This is a genomic window from Gelidibacter salicanalis (assembly GCF_016469035.1).
Classification (GTDB): Bacteria; Bacteroidota; Bacteroidia; order Flavobacteriales; family Flavobacteriaceae; genus Gelidibacter; species Gelidibacter salicanalis_A.
In genome coordinates this window covers 92,566-107,430 of record NZ_JAEHJZ010000029.1, presented here as the reverse complement: position 1 = coordinate 107,430, position 14,865 = coordinate 92,566, and the positions used below count along the sequence as shown (strand labels likewise).

Sequence of the window (14,865 nt, the reverse complement as noted above, 5' to 3'; positions counted from 1 at the left end):
GCAAAAAATAATTACTCTTCAAAAATAATATGTTGGTAAGCTCCCAAATCTGGGGCAGCAGTTCTTGAAACCCTTAAAATATCAAACGGTACTCGGTTTGAAAATTCATTGTTCCCAATCACATTTATTGCTGCTGATTCTTCCCTAATCATCAGTTTGTTTTTTAAAGGTTCTTTGAAATCAGGGTCTTCATTAAATACTACATTATCATATAGTGCAGGATTATTAAAATCATAATTTGCATCTGCTCCAAACTTGTTATTAGGATCATCAAACTTGATCAGACAATTGGTGAATTTAAAATTGAAGTCAGCGCCTTGTTCTTGTTCTAGAAAAAACTCCGGGTTGTAATTTCCATAGATGATACAATTGTTGAAATTGGCAGCAGTAAGCGGATTGGTGGTGATGGTGTCATCTTCCGAAACCTCAAAATTATTAAGGTAAAGTGCAGGAAACTGTCTAAAACTATTGGTCCAATAGTTGGCTATGGTACAATGGGTAAAATTGTAAACGCCTCCGTAAATGCCTGCAAACGATGATTGCCCAGCATTATTAAAAACCACATTTTCTGCAGTTATGGAAGTGGCACGTCCTAAAATACCATAATTGCTCGAGTTGTAGACTTTTGAATTCTTAATGGTCAATTTTGGAATGCTCGTATTCGGATTGTTCTCTGATATAATTCCGATAGTAGCATTTTTAATCGTTGCAAAATTGATTTCATTTTCTTTGCTGCCCTGAAACAGCCAAATCGTTCCCCATTGACCAGGAATGTTTTCATACAATGGCTCCAACCGGTCACTTTCAAAAATGACTTCGTTTGCCATGGTGGTTTGGTTAGGACTGTATTGCCCCTGCACCTTTAGAGATGCATTATTGGTGATTAATAAGCCTGAATTAGAATGGAAATGCACCCGCGCACCCGCATTGATGGTCAGCGTTTTATTCTCGCCAACCGCTGCATAGCCATAAATTACGTAAGGTCTATCGTTTGTAAACGTAAGTTCAGCATCCGTTAAAAATCGGCCTTGAATATCTGTTCTGTCTTCCGAGCCATCGCCATCAACATCAAAATTTAAGGTCTCTATGATGCCTTCTGAATCTTTATTGGGGTAAATAAAAACGGCATCCTTCACTAAAGTGACCAAATCTACTTTTTGAAAATTCGCACCACTGTCAAATTCAATGGCATCTGTATATAAAAATTGATTTTCTGCGGTGACTACGCTTTGAATGTCAAAAGTTGTCTCAATGAAGATGTACAAACTGTCCTTTGCTAAAAGCTCTACATTCTGAAATTCCTTACCAGCAATCCCGTCTACATTGAGTCTATAGTTGGAGGCTTGCCCTTGGCTAAGACGCAGCGTAGGGATGGAGATGTCAGTATTAGTCCGATTATAGACCTTTAAATTATAGGTACTTGAGCCAATATTAGTAAAAACCGTATCTAGGTAGACCGTGTCTTTAGAAAAGGTCAATCCGCCTTGACTGGGTTGGAAGTCAAAATCCTTTCGGCAGGAACTCCATAAGATCAAAGTAATAACAGTAAGACTAAAGTAAAGGCTTCGTTTCATTGCGAGGGTGAATTCAGATCCGTTTCAAAAATATACCTTTTGAAATTATGAAGCCACTTGTGGCCTTTAATTAATTTGCTGGAAGTTGTATGATGGCTCATAGGTTTCGACATCCTATTATTTTTGACTTGCTTCGAGAATCCCTCTAAAGTCTTTACTGTACTCCAAAAATGTATCAATAAGGTAGATTTTATTGTCCGGAAGTAAAAGAAAAGACGATAGATCTTTCGTTTCGCAATACGTAAAAAAGAGGTGTTTATAATCTTTGGTGATGTTCAAGTCCAAGACTAAAAACGTGTCATTAAAAAAGGGATCTGTTTTGAAAAGAGTGTCAAGATGTGCGGCTGTAAGGGAGGTTTCGACCATTTTTTCTTCTTTCGGAGTTTTTCGCTTGAAAAGTTTTGCGACACGCCGTCCAATTTCCATAAAATCTATAGGCCCACTGTTTGCGTTGGGCCTTCTGTATAAGTGCGGATTTTTCTCAACATCCGTTTTAAATTGTTTATTTACGCGACTTGTTTCTTCTTTCTCGTTCATTTCCTTTACAGAAATGGGACCTTTAAGATCGACTTCATCCAATTCATTCAGGATTTTTTTGAGCTCGACTACTTGAGACTCTTCTAAATGCGCCTTTGTAATTACCAATTGTTTGGTATGATGAAACAGCGAGCTAAACACGAGTGTATCATGAAGTTTCGCATAGATTTCAAAATGGCCAGTTCCATCCGTTGAGGTGATGCTCTTTGACGTCATATTCATGATTTTTGCACCAGAGATAGGTGCTTCCGTATCATAAAGTGTCCCTGACATACGTTGCGAAAACATCAGTGTGGTACACAAGCAGAACAGAAGGGTAATTTTGATCACTAAGCTTATGGATTGGTTGCCATCAAATTAAAACAATTAAAACTTTGTGAAATGTTTTGTTAAGAGACTTTAACAGCAAATTTAATCTAACTTTAACTAAATAAAGTTTTGATTTCTTCAGTAATTCGAGTTGGTTTCATGTTGTGTTGGGAAATCAAGCACCATTTGGTTTCTGAAGAGGCCAATAATTTCTCGGTCTCTGTATTGTAGATTTCAACAATACGTATGCAGGTGACGCCGCCAGACTCTTTGATGTAGGTCTTAATCGTCAGTCCATCGCCCAAAACAGCTGGATTTTCATAAGCAATAGTATGGTTTAAAAGGACCCAAAAATAATCAGACAGGATTTTACCTGTTGCTTTGGCGTGCCAATGTTGCTCTGCAATATCTTGCACCCATTGTACATAGCGCACATTATTAACATGGTTGAGGTGGTCTAGATCTTCTTGTGCTACAATAATCTGTATATCGAAGGTTTGCATAGGGATTTTTAATTGTGGATTAATTAAGGGACGTGTAGTATGTGTTTAGGTGTAACAACAAATCTATTTGACAAATACTTCTACCTCAAACAACTTGTCCCAATCTTTACCCGTCACAAAAATGGTATTGGTAGCAGGGTTGTAGGCAATACCGTTCAATACATCCAATTCTGGATGTTGCTTGACGAGTTTTTGAAGTGGCGAAAAGTCGATGACACCTTCCACAGCGCCATTTTGAGGATTGATAATCAAGACCCCGTTGCGCTGATAGATATTGGCGTAAATTTTGCCATCAATATATTCCAGTTCGTTTAAACTATCAATTTTGCCCGTATTGGTGTAAATTTGGATATAATCTTCTTCAGCCAAGGTTTCTGGGTTGAGTTTCCATATTTTGTTGGTGCCTTCTGATTTATAAATCACTTTCCCGTCATTACATAAGCCCCAGCCTTCTTTACTTTTGCCATAATTAAAACTGCCAGTTTTTTCTAATGTTTCAGCATTATAGACAAACCCGATATTTTCTTTCCACGTAAGTTGGTAAACCTTGTTATTCAAAACGGTAAGTCCTTCACCAAAAAACTGACTGCCCAAATTGATGCTTTTTAAGACTTCACCTGTTTCATGGTTTACTTTTCGGAGTTTTGATTCTCCGTACTGTCCGGTACTTTCATAAAGTATCCCGTTATAAAATTCTAAGCCTTGAGTGTAGGAGGTAATGTCGTGAGGATATTCATTAAGGATCTTATAACTGTAAATTACGGGCGCCACATTGTTTAAAATGGTCAGTTTGGTAGAGGTCTCTTCAGTAACATCTTCATAAGCTACCTTGGCGGTCAATGTATGTATTCCTAACGGTAGATCTGTAGCTGTAAAATTTTCATCAATGGTGGTGGTGTTAAAGTGATAAGTAATGCTGTTGATGTTTTTGTTTTTTGGGTTGTTTATGGACAGTTTGATGGTTTCACCAAGTGCAATGGTGTTATTTTTGGCATCGGTAGTAATAGAAAAGTTGCTTTTTTTACCATTCGGATTATCACCACAGGTCCATAAGAAAAGACCTAAGACCATGATTATAAAAAGTTTAGTTGAAGACATAGCTGTTATATATTTTAGGGCAAGGTATTTAATTAAATTCAGTTTAAAAAATCATTGCAAAAGTAGTAAAAGATTGTATCTTTGCAGTTGGCAAGTCCTACACAACCAGCTCCTGCTGAATCCTCCAGGGCGGGAACGCAGCAAAGGTAAGTGGTCGTAGCGGTGTGATGTAGGTAGCTTGCCTTTTTTTATGCGCTATAGCGAAATCCTTTCTACAGGAAACTTCTTTTAAATATCTTCTTCCTATTTTAGCCTTCAGAAACGTATTTACGCTCAAATTTTTCATTTTTTAATTATTTATTGAACATGTCTAAAGTTGTATTAATTACAGGTGGTTCTTCAGGAATTGGTAAATCTGTTGGCGAATATTTGTCACAAAAAGGCTTTGCCGTTTATGGAACTAGCAGAAATCCTGAGCGTTATCCGGAAAGTAAATTTACCCTTGTAAAATTAGACGTGTCTGATGCCGTGTCTATAGCAGCAGCAATCAATACAGTAATGCGAGAAGCTGGTCGTTTGGATGTCCTGATCAATAATGCAGGCGCTGGTATTACTGGACCAATTGAAGAAATTCCTGATGCTGAAATACAGCGTAATTTTGATACTAATTTATTTGGGCCCATTCGCGTTATTAAAGCGGTGCTGCCACTAATGAGAATACAAAACTCAGGGCTGATCATTAATATAACCTCGATAGCAGGGTATATGGGCTTACCGTACAGAGGTGTTTACAGTGCCAGTAAAGGTGCTCTGGAATTAATTACGGAAGCTTTCAGAATGGAAATCAAAGATTTCAATATCCATATGACCAACGTGGCGCCGGGAGATTTTGCAACAAATATTGCGGCTGGACGCTACCATGCACCAATTTTGGAGCATTCTCCTTACAAAAAGCCTTACGGAGACACTCTAAAGCTCATGGATACGCATGTGAGCAGTGGAAAAGATCCGCAGCTTATGGCGGACGCCATCTACAAGGTCATTACTACCGAACATCCTAAGATTCATTATAAGGTAGGGGAGTTCATGCAAAAATTCTCTATTGTTTTAAAACGGATTTTACCAGATAAAGTCTATGAGAAAATGCTGATGAACCATTATAAACTATAGCATTTGCCAATTAAAACACCAATGAAAATCTTAAAGCTGCTCTTTTTAGTTGGTTTATTCGTCTTTATTAGTTGTGATACTATTGTAGAGTGTGTTATTAATAAACGACCTGAAATTGAGGATAAATCTTTTGATGTAGGCAATGTTAATGGTTATTATTATCAGAAACTGACTTCAGAAATTAAAAACGAAACTGGTGATGATAATTATATCTACAATTACGAAATTTACGGAGATTTACCTGGCGGATTGGAAATGTCTACCGACAATAGGATCCTTATAATTGAAGGTATGCCAAACGCTTCCGGGACCTTCTCCTTCACCATTTATCTCTATGTTGATGCACCAGAATATTATGATGAAGATTCTGGACAGTATAAAGATGGGATGTGTTCAAATTCTACATCTAAAAAAATCACCATCATCATTAATTGAGTATTGTTAATACATTCTGAAAAATTAGTCCTTTTAAAGCGCGTTAAATGTTGTAAATTCGCGCTAAATATAACACAACAGAACCCCTTTTACGAAGGGGATTTTAAAAACAGTATTTCTATGAAATTTTTTATCGATACCGCTAATTTAGAGCAAATTAAGGATGCCCAAGACATGGGTATTTTAGATGGTGTTACCACCAACCCGTCATTGATGGCCAAAGAAGGTATTACAGGCACGGATAATATCATGAAACATTATGTTAGCATCTGCAATTTGGTAGATGGCGATGTCAGTGCAGAAGTTATTTCTACTGATTTTGATGGCATGGTGAGAGAAGGAGAGGCCTTGGCTGAACTTCATGAGCAAATTGTGGTCAAATTACCAATGATTAAAGACGGTGTAAAGGCATGTAAATATTTTAGCGATAAAGGCATCAAAACAAATATGACTTTAGTGTTTTCTGCCGGTCAGGCCTTATTGGCTGCCAAAGCAGGAGCTACTTATGTTTCCCCTTTTATTGGTCGTTTGGATGATATTTCTACAGATGGTTTAAATCTAATTGCTGAAATCAGAATGATCTACGATAACTATGGTTTCGAAACAGAAATTTTAGCCGCTTCGGTACGCCACACCATGCACGTCATTGATTGTGCAAAATTAGGTGCTGATGTGATGACTGGTCCTTTGAGTTCTATTACAGGCTTATTGAATCACCCCTTAACGGATATTGGGTTGGCAAAATTTTTAGAAGATTATAAAAAAGGAAACTAATCCTTTTAACAGTTACAGTTATGAAAAAGGCTCCTTTATGGAGCCTTTTTCTATTGATTGAGTTCTTTTAATTTGTTTTGAAACGTGCTGTGAAACATGTTGTAGTAAGAATCCACAATGCGCATGTCTTTATCTATAACGATCATCTTATACACCGTGTTGAGTACCAGAGTCTGTTTGGCTGCAATAGGATCTTTAAATTGGTATTCGCTATCACTGGAAAACTTAAATTCATCTAAAGTCTTTTTCCAATATTTCTTGTCATTATCGTTGATGTTAATCGCAATGAAATTAATGTTTGGATACTTCTTTTTAAAATCCATTATTTTATAATGGCTATTTTTATAATGGATTTTTAAATTGGAGGACCAAAAATAAATAACTGTAGGTTTGTTGATGATGGTGCTCAGTTTATGTACCTCGTTATTGTAATCGACCAACTCTACTTCAGGAATGATTTTCCCCGGTTTTAACTTATTGATTGCGCTAGACAATCCTTTTATATAATTTTTATCTTCTGGATTGCTGCTTTTGTCAAGATAGGAGGCCACAATTTCTTTTACGGCTGTAGAGTCCTCACACATCGATATAAAATCGCGTGCCGTACTTTTTAAGAGTTTGTTTTTTATTGTATCGTTGGATATGCGATCATTCATCAATTTTAGCTTCTCCAAATTGTAAACAACCGAGTTTTTGTTGAAGATTGCATCCTCAGGGGAGTTAGCGTAAAACTCTTCTAAAGCCATATTGTTGAAATGGGAATATAAGAACCGGTTGTAAATAAAGAAATTGCTCAATGATCCAATATTGTAATCAATATCATTTCTATAATCATAAAATTGCGATGGCAACTCTTTGTAATTTCTTAGATTTCTATAACCATAGTAGGCAAAAGGATACATTTCCTTGGTGCTGTAATAGCTGTAGTTGATACTGGTTTCTGCAATTTTGTCAAACATATCAGACAGCTCTTTTTTATCCGAAAAATCAGCAAGTTCATTCAGACGTTCTGTTCGTACAGAATCGATATACTTTTCAAATCGTTCGGGTTGCAGTTGAGAAATGTTCATGAAATTGCTCTGATCGGCTTCGTTTTCTAAAAAAATCTTGACCAGAAAATTGTTCTTTTTCGCGCCAGACCCTGTAAATACAAGAGATTCGTCAAAATCTATAGTGTTCAATCGTAACATCACACTGTCTTGTGGTTCTAGAAGGACCATTTGGTACTGGCCGCCGTGAATAAATGTATAGAGTCCTGATTTTAATGGGTCTAACTTTTTGAAAAACCGATTGTTTTCATTTAAGTAAAGCGTGTCAGAAGTTTCTGTTTGCGCGTTCGGAGAGAACAACAGCACATAATCATTGGTAGGATTGATAATCTCACCTCCAAAATACGCACTTGAATCAGCTTCATTAGCATTTTGTTTGCAACACAAGAGCGTTGGCAAAAACAGTAATGACATAATGTAGATTCTCATAAACGTTAAGATTTTTGGTGCAGGGTGTCTTGCAAACAAAAATAAAACTTGTTTATGCATCATGTTGTTAAGGCGCTGTTAAATGTTTTTCCATACCGTAGTGTAAAGGTAGTTGATGTCAGATAAATACTGATGTTTTTAGAAATGTGATAGTCTTGTAGAGCAGCTTAAATATAGGTCTATAAGTTTCATAAAATGATAGTAATTTTTTACTTTTGCAGCTTATTTAAAACCTATAAAATGTTATCAGTTTCTAATCTTTCAGTTCAGTTTGGCAAACGCATCCTTTTTGATGAAGTAAACACTTCTTTCAACCAAGGCAATTGCTACGGTATTATTGGCGCCAATGGCGCAGGAAAGTCGACTTTCTTGAAAATTTTAGCGGGCAAAATGGACCCAACTTCTGGTCGTGTCCACTTAGAAGCTGGAAAACGTATGTCAGTTTTGGAGCAAGACCATAATTTGTATGATGAACATACGGTTTTGGAAACCATTATTATGGGTAACAAACCCTTGTTTGATCTGAAAAGTCAGATTGATGCACTTTATGCCGATTACACCGACGAAAATGCGGACAAAATTGGAGAGTTGCAAGTACAGTTTGAAGAGATGAACGGATGGAATGCTGACAGTAACGCTGCAGCAATGCTATCAAACTTAGGTATTAAAGAAGAGTATCACTATACCTTAATGAAGGATTTGGATGGTAAACAAAAAGTACGTGTATTATTGGCACAGGCTTTATTTGGAAATCCTGATGTGCTGATTATGGATGAGCCTACCAACGACCTGGATTATGAAACCATTTCTTGGTTGGAGAACTTTTTGGCGAATTATGAAAACTGCGTGATTGTAGTGTCTCACGATAGACACTTTTTGGATTCAGTGTGTACTCATATCTCTGATATTGATTTTTCAAAAATCAACCATTACTCAGGAAACTATACCTTTTGGTATGAGTCTTCTCAATTGGCCGCCAGACAGCGTTCTCAACAAAACAAGAAAGCGGAAGAGAAGAAAAAGGAATTGGAAGAATTTATCCGTCGTTTTTCAGCAAACGTTGCCAAATCGAAACAGGCGACCAGTAGAAAAAAAATGATTGAGAAATTGAATATTTCTGATATTAAACCGTCTAGCCGTCGTTATCCTGCCATCATTTTTGAGCGCGATAGAGAAGCTGGAGATCAAATATTGAATATTACAGGTCTTGCCGCATCTTTAGATGGTGATGTACTGTTCCAAAATGTAGATATCAATTTGGCCAAAGGCGATAAAGTAGTGGTCTATTCAAAAGACTCTAGAGCTACAACGGCTTTTTACCAAATTCTTAATGGCAAGGAAAAAGCAGATAAAGGTGAATATAACTGGGGTATTACAACAACCCAATCTTATTTGCCATTGGACAACAGTGAATTTTTTGACAATAATTTGACCTTGGTTGATTGGTTACGTCAATGGGCCACGACAGAAGAAGAGCGTGAAGAAGTGCATATTAGAGGGTTTTTGGGTAAAATGATCTTTAGTGGAGAAGAGGCTTTAAAAACTTCAAATGTACTTTCTGGAGGAGAAAAAGTGCGTTGTATGTTGAGTAGAATGATGATGATGAGAGCTAACGTGTTAATGTTGGACGAGCCTACCAACCATTTGGATCTTGAAAGCATTACAGCCTTTAACAATTCGTTAGCTAATTTTAAAGGAACTGTGTTGTTTACCACTCATGATCATGAGTTTGCACAAACTGTAGCAAACCGTGTCATTGAATTGACCCCAAATGGAGCTATTGATCGTTATATGACTTTTGATGAGTATATGGACGACAAAAAAATTAAGGAATTGAGAGATAAAATGTATGCGGTAAACGCATAATTGAAACACCCATAAAAAAAACCTGAATTTATTCAGGGTTTTTTTTTGCTTCCAATTCAGATTTTGCTCGTTCTATAATCGGGGCCGCTTTGATTAGTTCTTCTTCAGAAATATAAATGTCTTGAAATCCTTGAATGGGAGATCCAAATCCTGCCAATCTTGCAGATTCAGATTCATCCTTTACGATGGCATTAATTCCAACAGTTTCCAAACGGTTGACAATCATTTGCGCATAGATAAATGTTCCTGAGAATACTTTAATATAATTAGTGTCTGACATAGTTTAAAGCAGTTAAGTGTAGTGAATAGGGAAGATACAAAAAAAATAGAACTGTCATACAATGGGGTTGTTCATTGTTAAATGAGTGAAACTCAATTTTTAAAAATTGCGAAGCAATGAATTAAAATTGTTAGTTGAACTAATCCCGCTTTTTAGCGGGATNNTAAAAAAGGAACTTCTACTTGATACCTCGTACCCTTGGGTCGAGGTTGTTCATTTGAGTTTTGTTATTGTTTGCCCAAATACTTTTCCGTACTAAAGGTTACAGTAACAAATTTAAATGCTTTATTGACAACGCATCAAGTCTTAATAAAAAAACCACTTCGGATGAAGTGGTTTTTTTATTCTAAAATAGTGTTGTGTTATTTGTCTATAGATCCTAATACGCGAGACATGAAGTTGTTTAAAGCTTCCTTTTTAGGCGTGCCTTCCTTAACCATTTTATGGACTTCTAAAGCGCCATACATATTTGATATCAACTCTCCAATAACATCCAATTCTTCATCTTTTAAAGAAGGTACTTCTGTAAGATGCTCTAAAGTTTCAATAGTCTCTACTACAAAATCTTCATCATTGTCCTCAATAAATTGAGTCAGATGTTTAATTACTGATAACTTCATTGACTAAATCTTTTAAAACTTCATATTTGTTGGTTTGTACCTGATTTACAAAAGTTCCATTTCTAAAAATAGCAAATGTAGGTAAATTGTCTACGGTAGCTAATTTTCTAGATTCTGGAAATTTCTCAGCATCAGCCATTACAAAAGTCATGTTTTCGTTTTCTGTTGCCAGCTTTTTAAATTTTGGTTTCATAATTCTACAATTACCACACCAAGTAGCAGAATATTGAACAACTACTGTATCGTTGTCCGATACTAATTGTCCTAAATTATCTTGTTCTAATTCCTTCACCATAATACATGTTTTTTAAAAAGTTAATTGAGCAGAATGAAGCAATCTTAATCTTTATAAGATTGCCTCTCTGTACTTTCAATAACAAGTTATATTAGTTCAAATGTGCTTTTAAGTACTCAGCAGTACCTTTTGCATTGGCTTGCATAGCATCTTTACCTTCTTCCCAGTTTGCTGGACAAACTTCTCCTTTTTCTTGGACGTGTGTGTAAGCATCAATCAAGCGTAAAAACTCATTTACGTTTCTGCCCAATGGCATATGGTTGATGCTTTCGTGAACTACAGTTCCTTCTTCATCAATAATATAAGTAGCTCTGTAAGTCACATTATCTCCATCAACAGTAACAACTCCCGTATCTTCATTATACGTTTCATTGGTAATGTCTAAAATGTCTAATGTTGACGCCAGGTTTCTATTAGAGTCCGCTAAAATTGGATACGTTACACCTTCAATGCCACCGTTATCTTTAGCTGTGCTTAACCATGCAAAGTGAACTTCAGCAGTATCACAAGATGCACCAATAACAATCGTGTTACGTTTTTCAAATTCGCCTAAAGCTGCCTGAAATGCATGCAATTCTGTTGGGCATACAAATGTAAAATCTTTTGGATACCAGAATAAAACTACCTTTTTTTTGTTTTTTGTTGCTTCTTCAAGAATGTTAAGGCTGAATGTATCACCCATTTCATTCATTGCGTTTACGTTTAAATTTGGAAATTTTTTTCCTACAAATGCCATATTAAATATAATTTTTAGATTACTATTATTTCTAGTGCAAATCTATCCGTTTACTTCTTAAATAATCATAGTTATTTATTATATAAAATTATATTGACATAGGTTTTAGCTATAGCTTTAAGGCTTGAAGTATAAATTACTGAATTGCCTCTGAAGATGCCGTTTTGTTCTCGGTAGTGAGTTGTCTGATTTTTATTCTGAACGCCGCAAATAGAAGGGTCATGAATGGACTCAACCAGTTAAAAATAGCATACCCCGCATAATGCATCGTATCAACACCTAAAACACCACTGTGGTAGGCTCCACAAGTATTCCAAGGGACTAATACAGAAGTCACGGTACCACTATCTTCTAAAGTTCTCGAAAGGTTTTCAGGCGCTAGTCCTTTATCCTTATAAGCTTGTGAATACATTTTTCCAGGAACAACAATCGCCAAATATTGATCGCTCGCTGTTAGGTTTAATGCCAAACAACTGGCCACGGTGCTGGCGAAAAGTCCGAATGTCGTATGAAACATTTTTAAAAGCGCTTTACTGATTGCTGACAAAGCACCAATACCGTCCATAATACCTCCAAAAACCATGGCGCAAAGAATCAACCATACGGTTCCCAGCATGCTAGACATGCCTCCAGAAGAGAAAAGTCCTTTTAAAGCTTCATGGTCTGTTGGAATTGCAGTGTCTATTGTAATGGCATCCATAAGCCCCTTATACCCCGTGTAAAAGGTTAGGGAGTCTCCACCGCCAATTGCAGCAACAATATTGGGCTGAAAGATCAGTGCGGTTACTGCGGCCAATAGGGTACCTATTAAAAGCGCTACCAAGGGCGGCGTTTTCTTAATGATTAAAACAATGACTACTAGGGGTACAATAAATAGCCATGGGCTTACATTGACGGCTTCATCTACAGCTTTGATAATGCCTTCAGTATTTGCTGATCCCGTCGTGTCTAAATTTAAGCCTATAATAATAAAGACGATTAAGGTAACAATTAACGTAGGAACCGTAGTGTAGAGCATGTATCTGATATGGGTAAACAAATCAGTTCCTGCCATTGCTGGTGCTAAGTTGGTAGTATCACTCATTGGTGAAATTTTATCTCCAAAATAGGCACCTGAAAGAATGGCCCCAGCGGTCATCCCTAATGGAACACCTAAGGCTTCCGCAATACCTATGAGGGCAATACCCACAGTGGCTGAAGTGGTCCAGCTGCTTCCGGTAGCTACAGAGATAATAGCGCAAATGACAACAGAGGCCGCTAAAAATATGGTAGGGTTTAATATTTGTAAACCATAGTAAATCATTGTGGGAATAATCCCGCTGATAAGCCATGTACCCGCAAGCGCACCAACCATGAGGAGAATGAGTATGGCGCCTCCGGTTGATTTGATATTCTCTGAAACCTCTTCGAGCATCTGCTCAAATGAAACGTTGTTAAAAACTCCAACTATCGCCGCCACAGCGCCACCTAACAACAATATAAACTGATTGGAGCCACCTAAAGCATCACCGCCATAAACATATACATTATACGCCAGCATCGCTACCAGTACAAACACAGGAATTAGGGCTTCCCAAATATTAAGTTCTTTATTTTCAATTATAGGTTCATCCTGAGGTTCTCTGGGTTTAATGTTTTGGCTTTCCATTAAGAAGGGCGTTATGTGGTTTGGTTGTTATTCAAGTACGTAATGTTACGATTTTAGACAAACCTATGCAAATCAAATTAAGCCAGAACCAGATTGGGTTTGGGTTTTATCAATGCAATGCTTTTATTCTTAACCTCGGATGTATGCTATTATTTGAACAGGTTTTTTAGAAACAGAGGTCATACCTTAAGAAAAAGCGTCGGTTTTTTTGTGGAGTTCGATCCCTATAAACAAGAAAAACCAGTGCTTAAAACACTGGTTTGTTTTTAGCCATTCAGGGTGATGTATAATTAAGTTTTGATTGAGCCTACTTTCCTAAATGATTGAAGATTGCAAAAATTCCTATTATAGGATATCCAGTTCCTTCATGCAGGTATTCATCATTGTGTAGGTGCGTTCAATATCTGCATCCAATCCGATAGAAAAACGAATCAAACCATCACTCAGACCCATTTCTTTTTGTTCTTCTACTGGAATCTCTGAAGATGTTGAACTTCCAGGTGCGCTGAACAAGGTTTTATAAAATCCTAAACTTACCGCGAGGTAGCCAAGGTTTTGTTTTTGCATTAATTCCATTAATGCATTTGCTTTATCTAAAGAACCTATATCAACAGTTAGCATGCCTCCAAAACCGTATTTTTCATTCATCATTGATTTGAACAACTCGTGAGATGTATGAGACTCCAATCCCGGATAAACCGTTTTTAGACCGTCTTTTTCAAATCTTTCAGCCAAATACTTCGCGTTAAGACTGTGTTGTTGCATCCTGATGTGTAATGTGCGTAAGTTCTTTAAAATAGAAGCAGCTCTTAAACTGTCCATAGTAGAGCCCAATAACATACACGCACCGTCATTCACATTTCTTAAATTGTCAATAAACTCCTGTGTACCACAAACAACACCACCAACAGTGTCACTTGAGCCATTGATAAACTTTGTTAAACTATGGATCACAATATCAGCGCCCAATTGTGTTGGAGAGATGGATAGTGGCGAGAACGTATTGTCCACAACCAATTTGAGATTGTGTTTTTTAGCCAATTTTGAGAGTGCGGCAATATCAGCAACTTCCAATAGTGGATTGCTGACAGATTCACAATAAAGTACTTTTGTCTTTGGAGTAATGGCTGCTTCAACGGTTTCCAATTTTGTGATGTCTACAAAAGACGTCTCAATATTAAACCGTGGCGTAAAGTTTTTTAGAAAGGCATATGTGCCTCCATAAATAGTTCTGCTTGACACTATATGGTCTCCTGCACTGCAAAGCTGCATCAATACAGCGGTAATAGCACCCATTCCAGAAGCCGTTACGGTTGCAGTCTCAGTACCTTCCATGGCTGCTAACGCTTGTCCTAAGTAAAGATTGGAAGGTGTGGAGTGGCGGGAATATAAATAACACCCGTCTGCATTTCCTTCAAAAGTATCGAACATTGTTTTCGCTGATAGAAAGGTATACGTTGATGAATCAGAAATAGAAGGATTAACGCCTCCAAATTCTCCAAAATATTGTAAATCCTGTATATTATTTGCTGGTTTAAATGCCATAACTGTGGTTTAAATAAGTTAAAATATATTCAAATGTCCTATATTTTAGATGAATTA

15 protein-coding genes and 1 other RNA gene are annotated in these 14,865 nt (G+C 36.9%); 5 read left to right on the top strand and 11 right to left on the bottom strand.

The features are described from left to right. Positions 1-11 precede the first annotated feature (11 nt). From JEM65_RS12420 to JEM65_RS12405, 4 genes are all read right to left on the bottom strand, one after another. Positions 12-1,574 carry a right-handed parallel beta-helix repeat-containing protein gene (locus tag JEM65_RS12420; protein ID WP_199599971.1) on the bottom strand — a complete coding sequence of 521 codons (1,563 nt, stop codon included), beginning with the start codon at positions 1,572-1,574 and terminating at the stop codon, positions 12-14. A gap of 117 nt (positions 1,575-1,691) precedes the next feature. Continuing rightward, positions 1,692-2,441, bottom strand: a complete 750-nt coding sequence (locus tag JEM65_RS12415; RefSeq protein ID WP_199599969.1) for a carboxypeptidase-like regulatory domain-containing protein — start codon at positions 2,439-2,441, stop codon at positions 1,692-1,694. Between the two features lie 92 nt (positions 2,442-2,533). Continuing rightward, entirely contained in the window at positions 2,534-2,923 is a 390-nt protein-coding gene (locus JEM65_RS12410; RefSeq protein ID WP_199599967.1) for an acyl-CoA thioesterase, read from the bottom strand. A gap of 63 nt (positions 2,924-2,986) precedes the next feature. Next, a complete protein-coding gene (locus JEM65_RS12405) occupies positions 2,987-4,021 on the bottom strand; it encodes a glutaminyl-peptide cyclotransferase (RefSeq protein WP_199599965.1) in 1,035 nt (344 codons plus the stop codon). Between the two features lie 88 nt (positions 4,022-4,109). Here JEM65_RS12405 and ffs point away from each other — a divergent pair. The 4 genes from ffs (at position 4,110) to fsa (ending at position 6,340) form a co-directional block, all read left to right on the top strand. Then, positions 4,110-4,208: signal recognition particle sRNA small type (ffs, locus tag JEM65_RS12400), an RNA gene on the top strand. Between the two features lie 119 nt (positions 4,209-4,327). Beyond that, positions 4,328-5,131 carry an SDR family oxidoreductase gene (locus JEM65_RS12395; RefSeq protein ID WP_199599963.1) on the top strand — a complete coding sequence of 268 codons (804 nt, stop codon included), beginning with the start codon at positions 4,328-4,330 and terminating at the stop codon, positions 5,129-5,131. A 21-nt stretch (positions 5,132-5,152) separates the two neighbouring features. Next, positions 5,153-5,566, top strand: coding sequence for a hypothetical protein (locus JEM65_RS12390; protein ID WP_199599961.1), 414 nt, complete (start codon positions 5,153-5,155; stop codon positions 5,564-5,566). Positions 5,567-5,686: 120 nt separating this feature from the next. Next, positions 5,687-6,340 carry a fructose-6-phosphate aldolase gene (gene fsa, locus JEM65_RS12385; protein WP_199599959.1) on the top strand — a complete coding sequence of 218 codons (654 nt, stop codon included), beginning with the start codon at positions 5,687-5,689 and terminating at the stop codon, positions 6,338-6,340. 50 nt (positions 6,341-6,390) lie between these two features. On the opposite strand, the gene JEM65_RS12380 is transcribed toward fsa, so the two are convergent. After that, complete coding sequence (locus JEM65_RS12380; protein WP_199599957.1) at positions 6,391-7,818, bottom strand: thioredoxin-like domain-containing protein; 1,428 nt, start codon at positions 7,816-7,818, stop codon at positions 6,391-6,393. 240 nt (positions 7,819-8,058) lie between these two features. Here JEM65_RS12380 and JEM65_RS12375 point away from each other — a divergent pair, with 240 nt between their 5' ends. After that, complete coding sequence (locus JEM65_RS12375) at positions 8,059-9,684, top strand: ABC-F family ATP-binding cassette domain-containing protein (RefSeq protein ID WP_199599955.1); 1,626 nt, start codon at positions 8,059-8,061, stop codon at positions 9,682-9,684. Positions 9,685-9,712: 28 nt separating this feature from the next. Here the strand turns inward: JEM65_RS12375 and JEM65_RS12370 are convergent, their stop codons facing one another. From JEM65_RS12370 to JEM65_RS12345, 6 genes are all read right to left on the bottom strand, one after another. After that, positions 9,713-9,964 (bottom strand): putative signal transducing protein, encoded by a 252-nt coding sequence (locus JEM65_RS12370; RefSeq protein WP_199599951.1) that lies wholly within the window; start codon positions 9,962-9,964, stop codon positions 9,713-9,715. Positions 9,965-10,326: 362 nt separating this feature from the next. Next, positions 10,327-10,584, bottom strand: a complete 258-nt coding sequence (locus JEM65_RS12365) for a DUF6952 family protein (RefSeq protein ID WP_199599949.1) — start codon at positions 10,582-10,584, stop codon at positions 10,327-10,329. Next, on the bottom strand, positions 10,565-10,879 hold the full coding sequence (locus JEM65_RS12360; protein WP_199599947.1) for a thioredoxin family protein: 315 nt from the start codon (positions 10,877-10,879) through the stop codon (positions 10,565-10,567). Before JEM65_RS12360 ends, JEM65_RS12365 begins: the two co-directional genes overlap by 20 nt. Positions 10,880-10,970: 91 nt before the next feature. Continuing rightward, positions 10,971-11,615 carry a peroxiredoxin gene (locus JEM65_RS12355; protein WP_199599945.1) on the bottom strand — a complete coding sequence of 215 codons (645 nt, stop codon included), beginning with the start codon at positions 11,613-11,615 and terminating at the stop codon, positions 10,971-10,973. Positions 11,616-11,751: 136 nt separating this feature from the next. Beyond that, on the bottom strand, positions 11,752-13,263 hold the full coding sequence (gene nhaC / locus JEM65_RS12350) for a Na+/H+ antiporter NhaC (protein WP_199599943.1): 1,512 nt from the start codon (positions 13,261-13,263) through the stop codon (positions 11,752-11,754). Positions 13,264-13,608: 345 nt separating this feature from the next. Next, on the bottom strand, positions 13,609-14,808 hold the full coding sequence (locus JEM65_RS12345) for an aminotransferase class I/II-fold pyridoxal phosphate-dependent enzyme (protein ID WP_199599941.1): 1,200 nt from the start codon (positions 14,806-14,808) through the stop codon (positions 13,609-13,611). Between the last annotated feature and the right edge of the window lie 57 nt (positions 14,809-14,865).

Bases quoted from the DNA above. Each gene is read 5' to 3' on its own strand.
- JEM65_RS12420 (WP_199599971.1), bottom strand. From the start codon at position 1,574: ATGAAACGAAGCCTTTACTTTAGTCTTACTGTTATTACTTTGATCTTA.
- JEM65_RS12410 (WP_199599967.1), bottom strand. From the start codon at position 2,923: ATGCAAACCTTCGATATACAGATTATTGTAGCACAAGAAGATCTAGAC.
- JEM65_RS12405 (WP_199599965.1), bottom strand. From the start codon at position 4,021: ATGTCTTCAACTAAACTTTTTATAATCATGGTCTTAGGTCTTTTCTTA.
- JEM65_RS12395 (WP_199599963.1), top strand. From the start codon at position 4,328: ATGTCTAAAGTTGTATTAATTACAGGTGGTTCTTCAGGAATTGGTAAA.
- JEM65_RS12390 (WP_199599961.1), top strand. From the start codon at position 5,153: ATGAAAATCTTAAAGCTGCTCTTTTTAGTTGGTTTATTCGTCTTTATT.
- fsa (WP_199599959.1), top strand. From the start codon at position 5,687: ATGAAATTTTTTATCGATACCGCTAATTTAGAGCAAATTAAGGATGCC.
- JEM65_RS12380 (WP_199599957.1), bottom strand. From the start codon at position 7,818: ATGAGAATCTACATTATGTCATTACTGTTTTTGCCAACGCTCTTGTGT.
- JEM65_RS12375 (WP_199599955.1), top strand. From the start codon at position 8,059: ATGTTATCAGTTTCTAATCTTTCAGTTCAGTTTGGCAAACGCATCCTT.
- JEM65_RS12370 (WP_199599951.1), bottom strand. From the start codon at position 9,964: ATGTCAGACACTAATTATATTAAAGTATTCTCAGGAACATTTATCTAT.
- JEM65_RS12365 (WP_199599949.1), bottom strand. From the start codon at position 10,584: ATGAAGTTATCAGTAATTAAACATCTGACTCAATTTATTGAGGACAAT.
- JEM65_RS12360 (WP_199599947.1), bottom strand. From the start codon at position 10,879: ATGGTGAAGGAATTAGAACAAGATAATTTAGGACAATTAGTATCGGAC.
- JEM65_RS12355 (WP_199599945.1), bottom strand. From the start codon at position 11,615: ATGGCATTTGTAGGAAAAAAATTTCCAAATTTAAACGTAAACGCAATG.
- nhaC (WP_199599943.1), bottom strand. From the start codon at position 13,263: ATGGAAAGCCAAAACATTAAACCCAGAGAACCTCAGGATGAACCTATA.
- JEM65_RS12345 (WP_199599941.1), bottom strand. From the start codon at position 14,808: ATGGCATTTAAACCAGCAAATAATATACAGGATTTACAATATTTTGGA.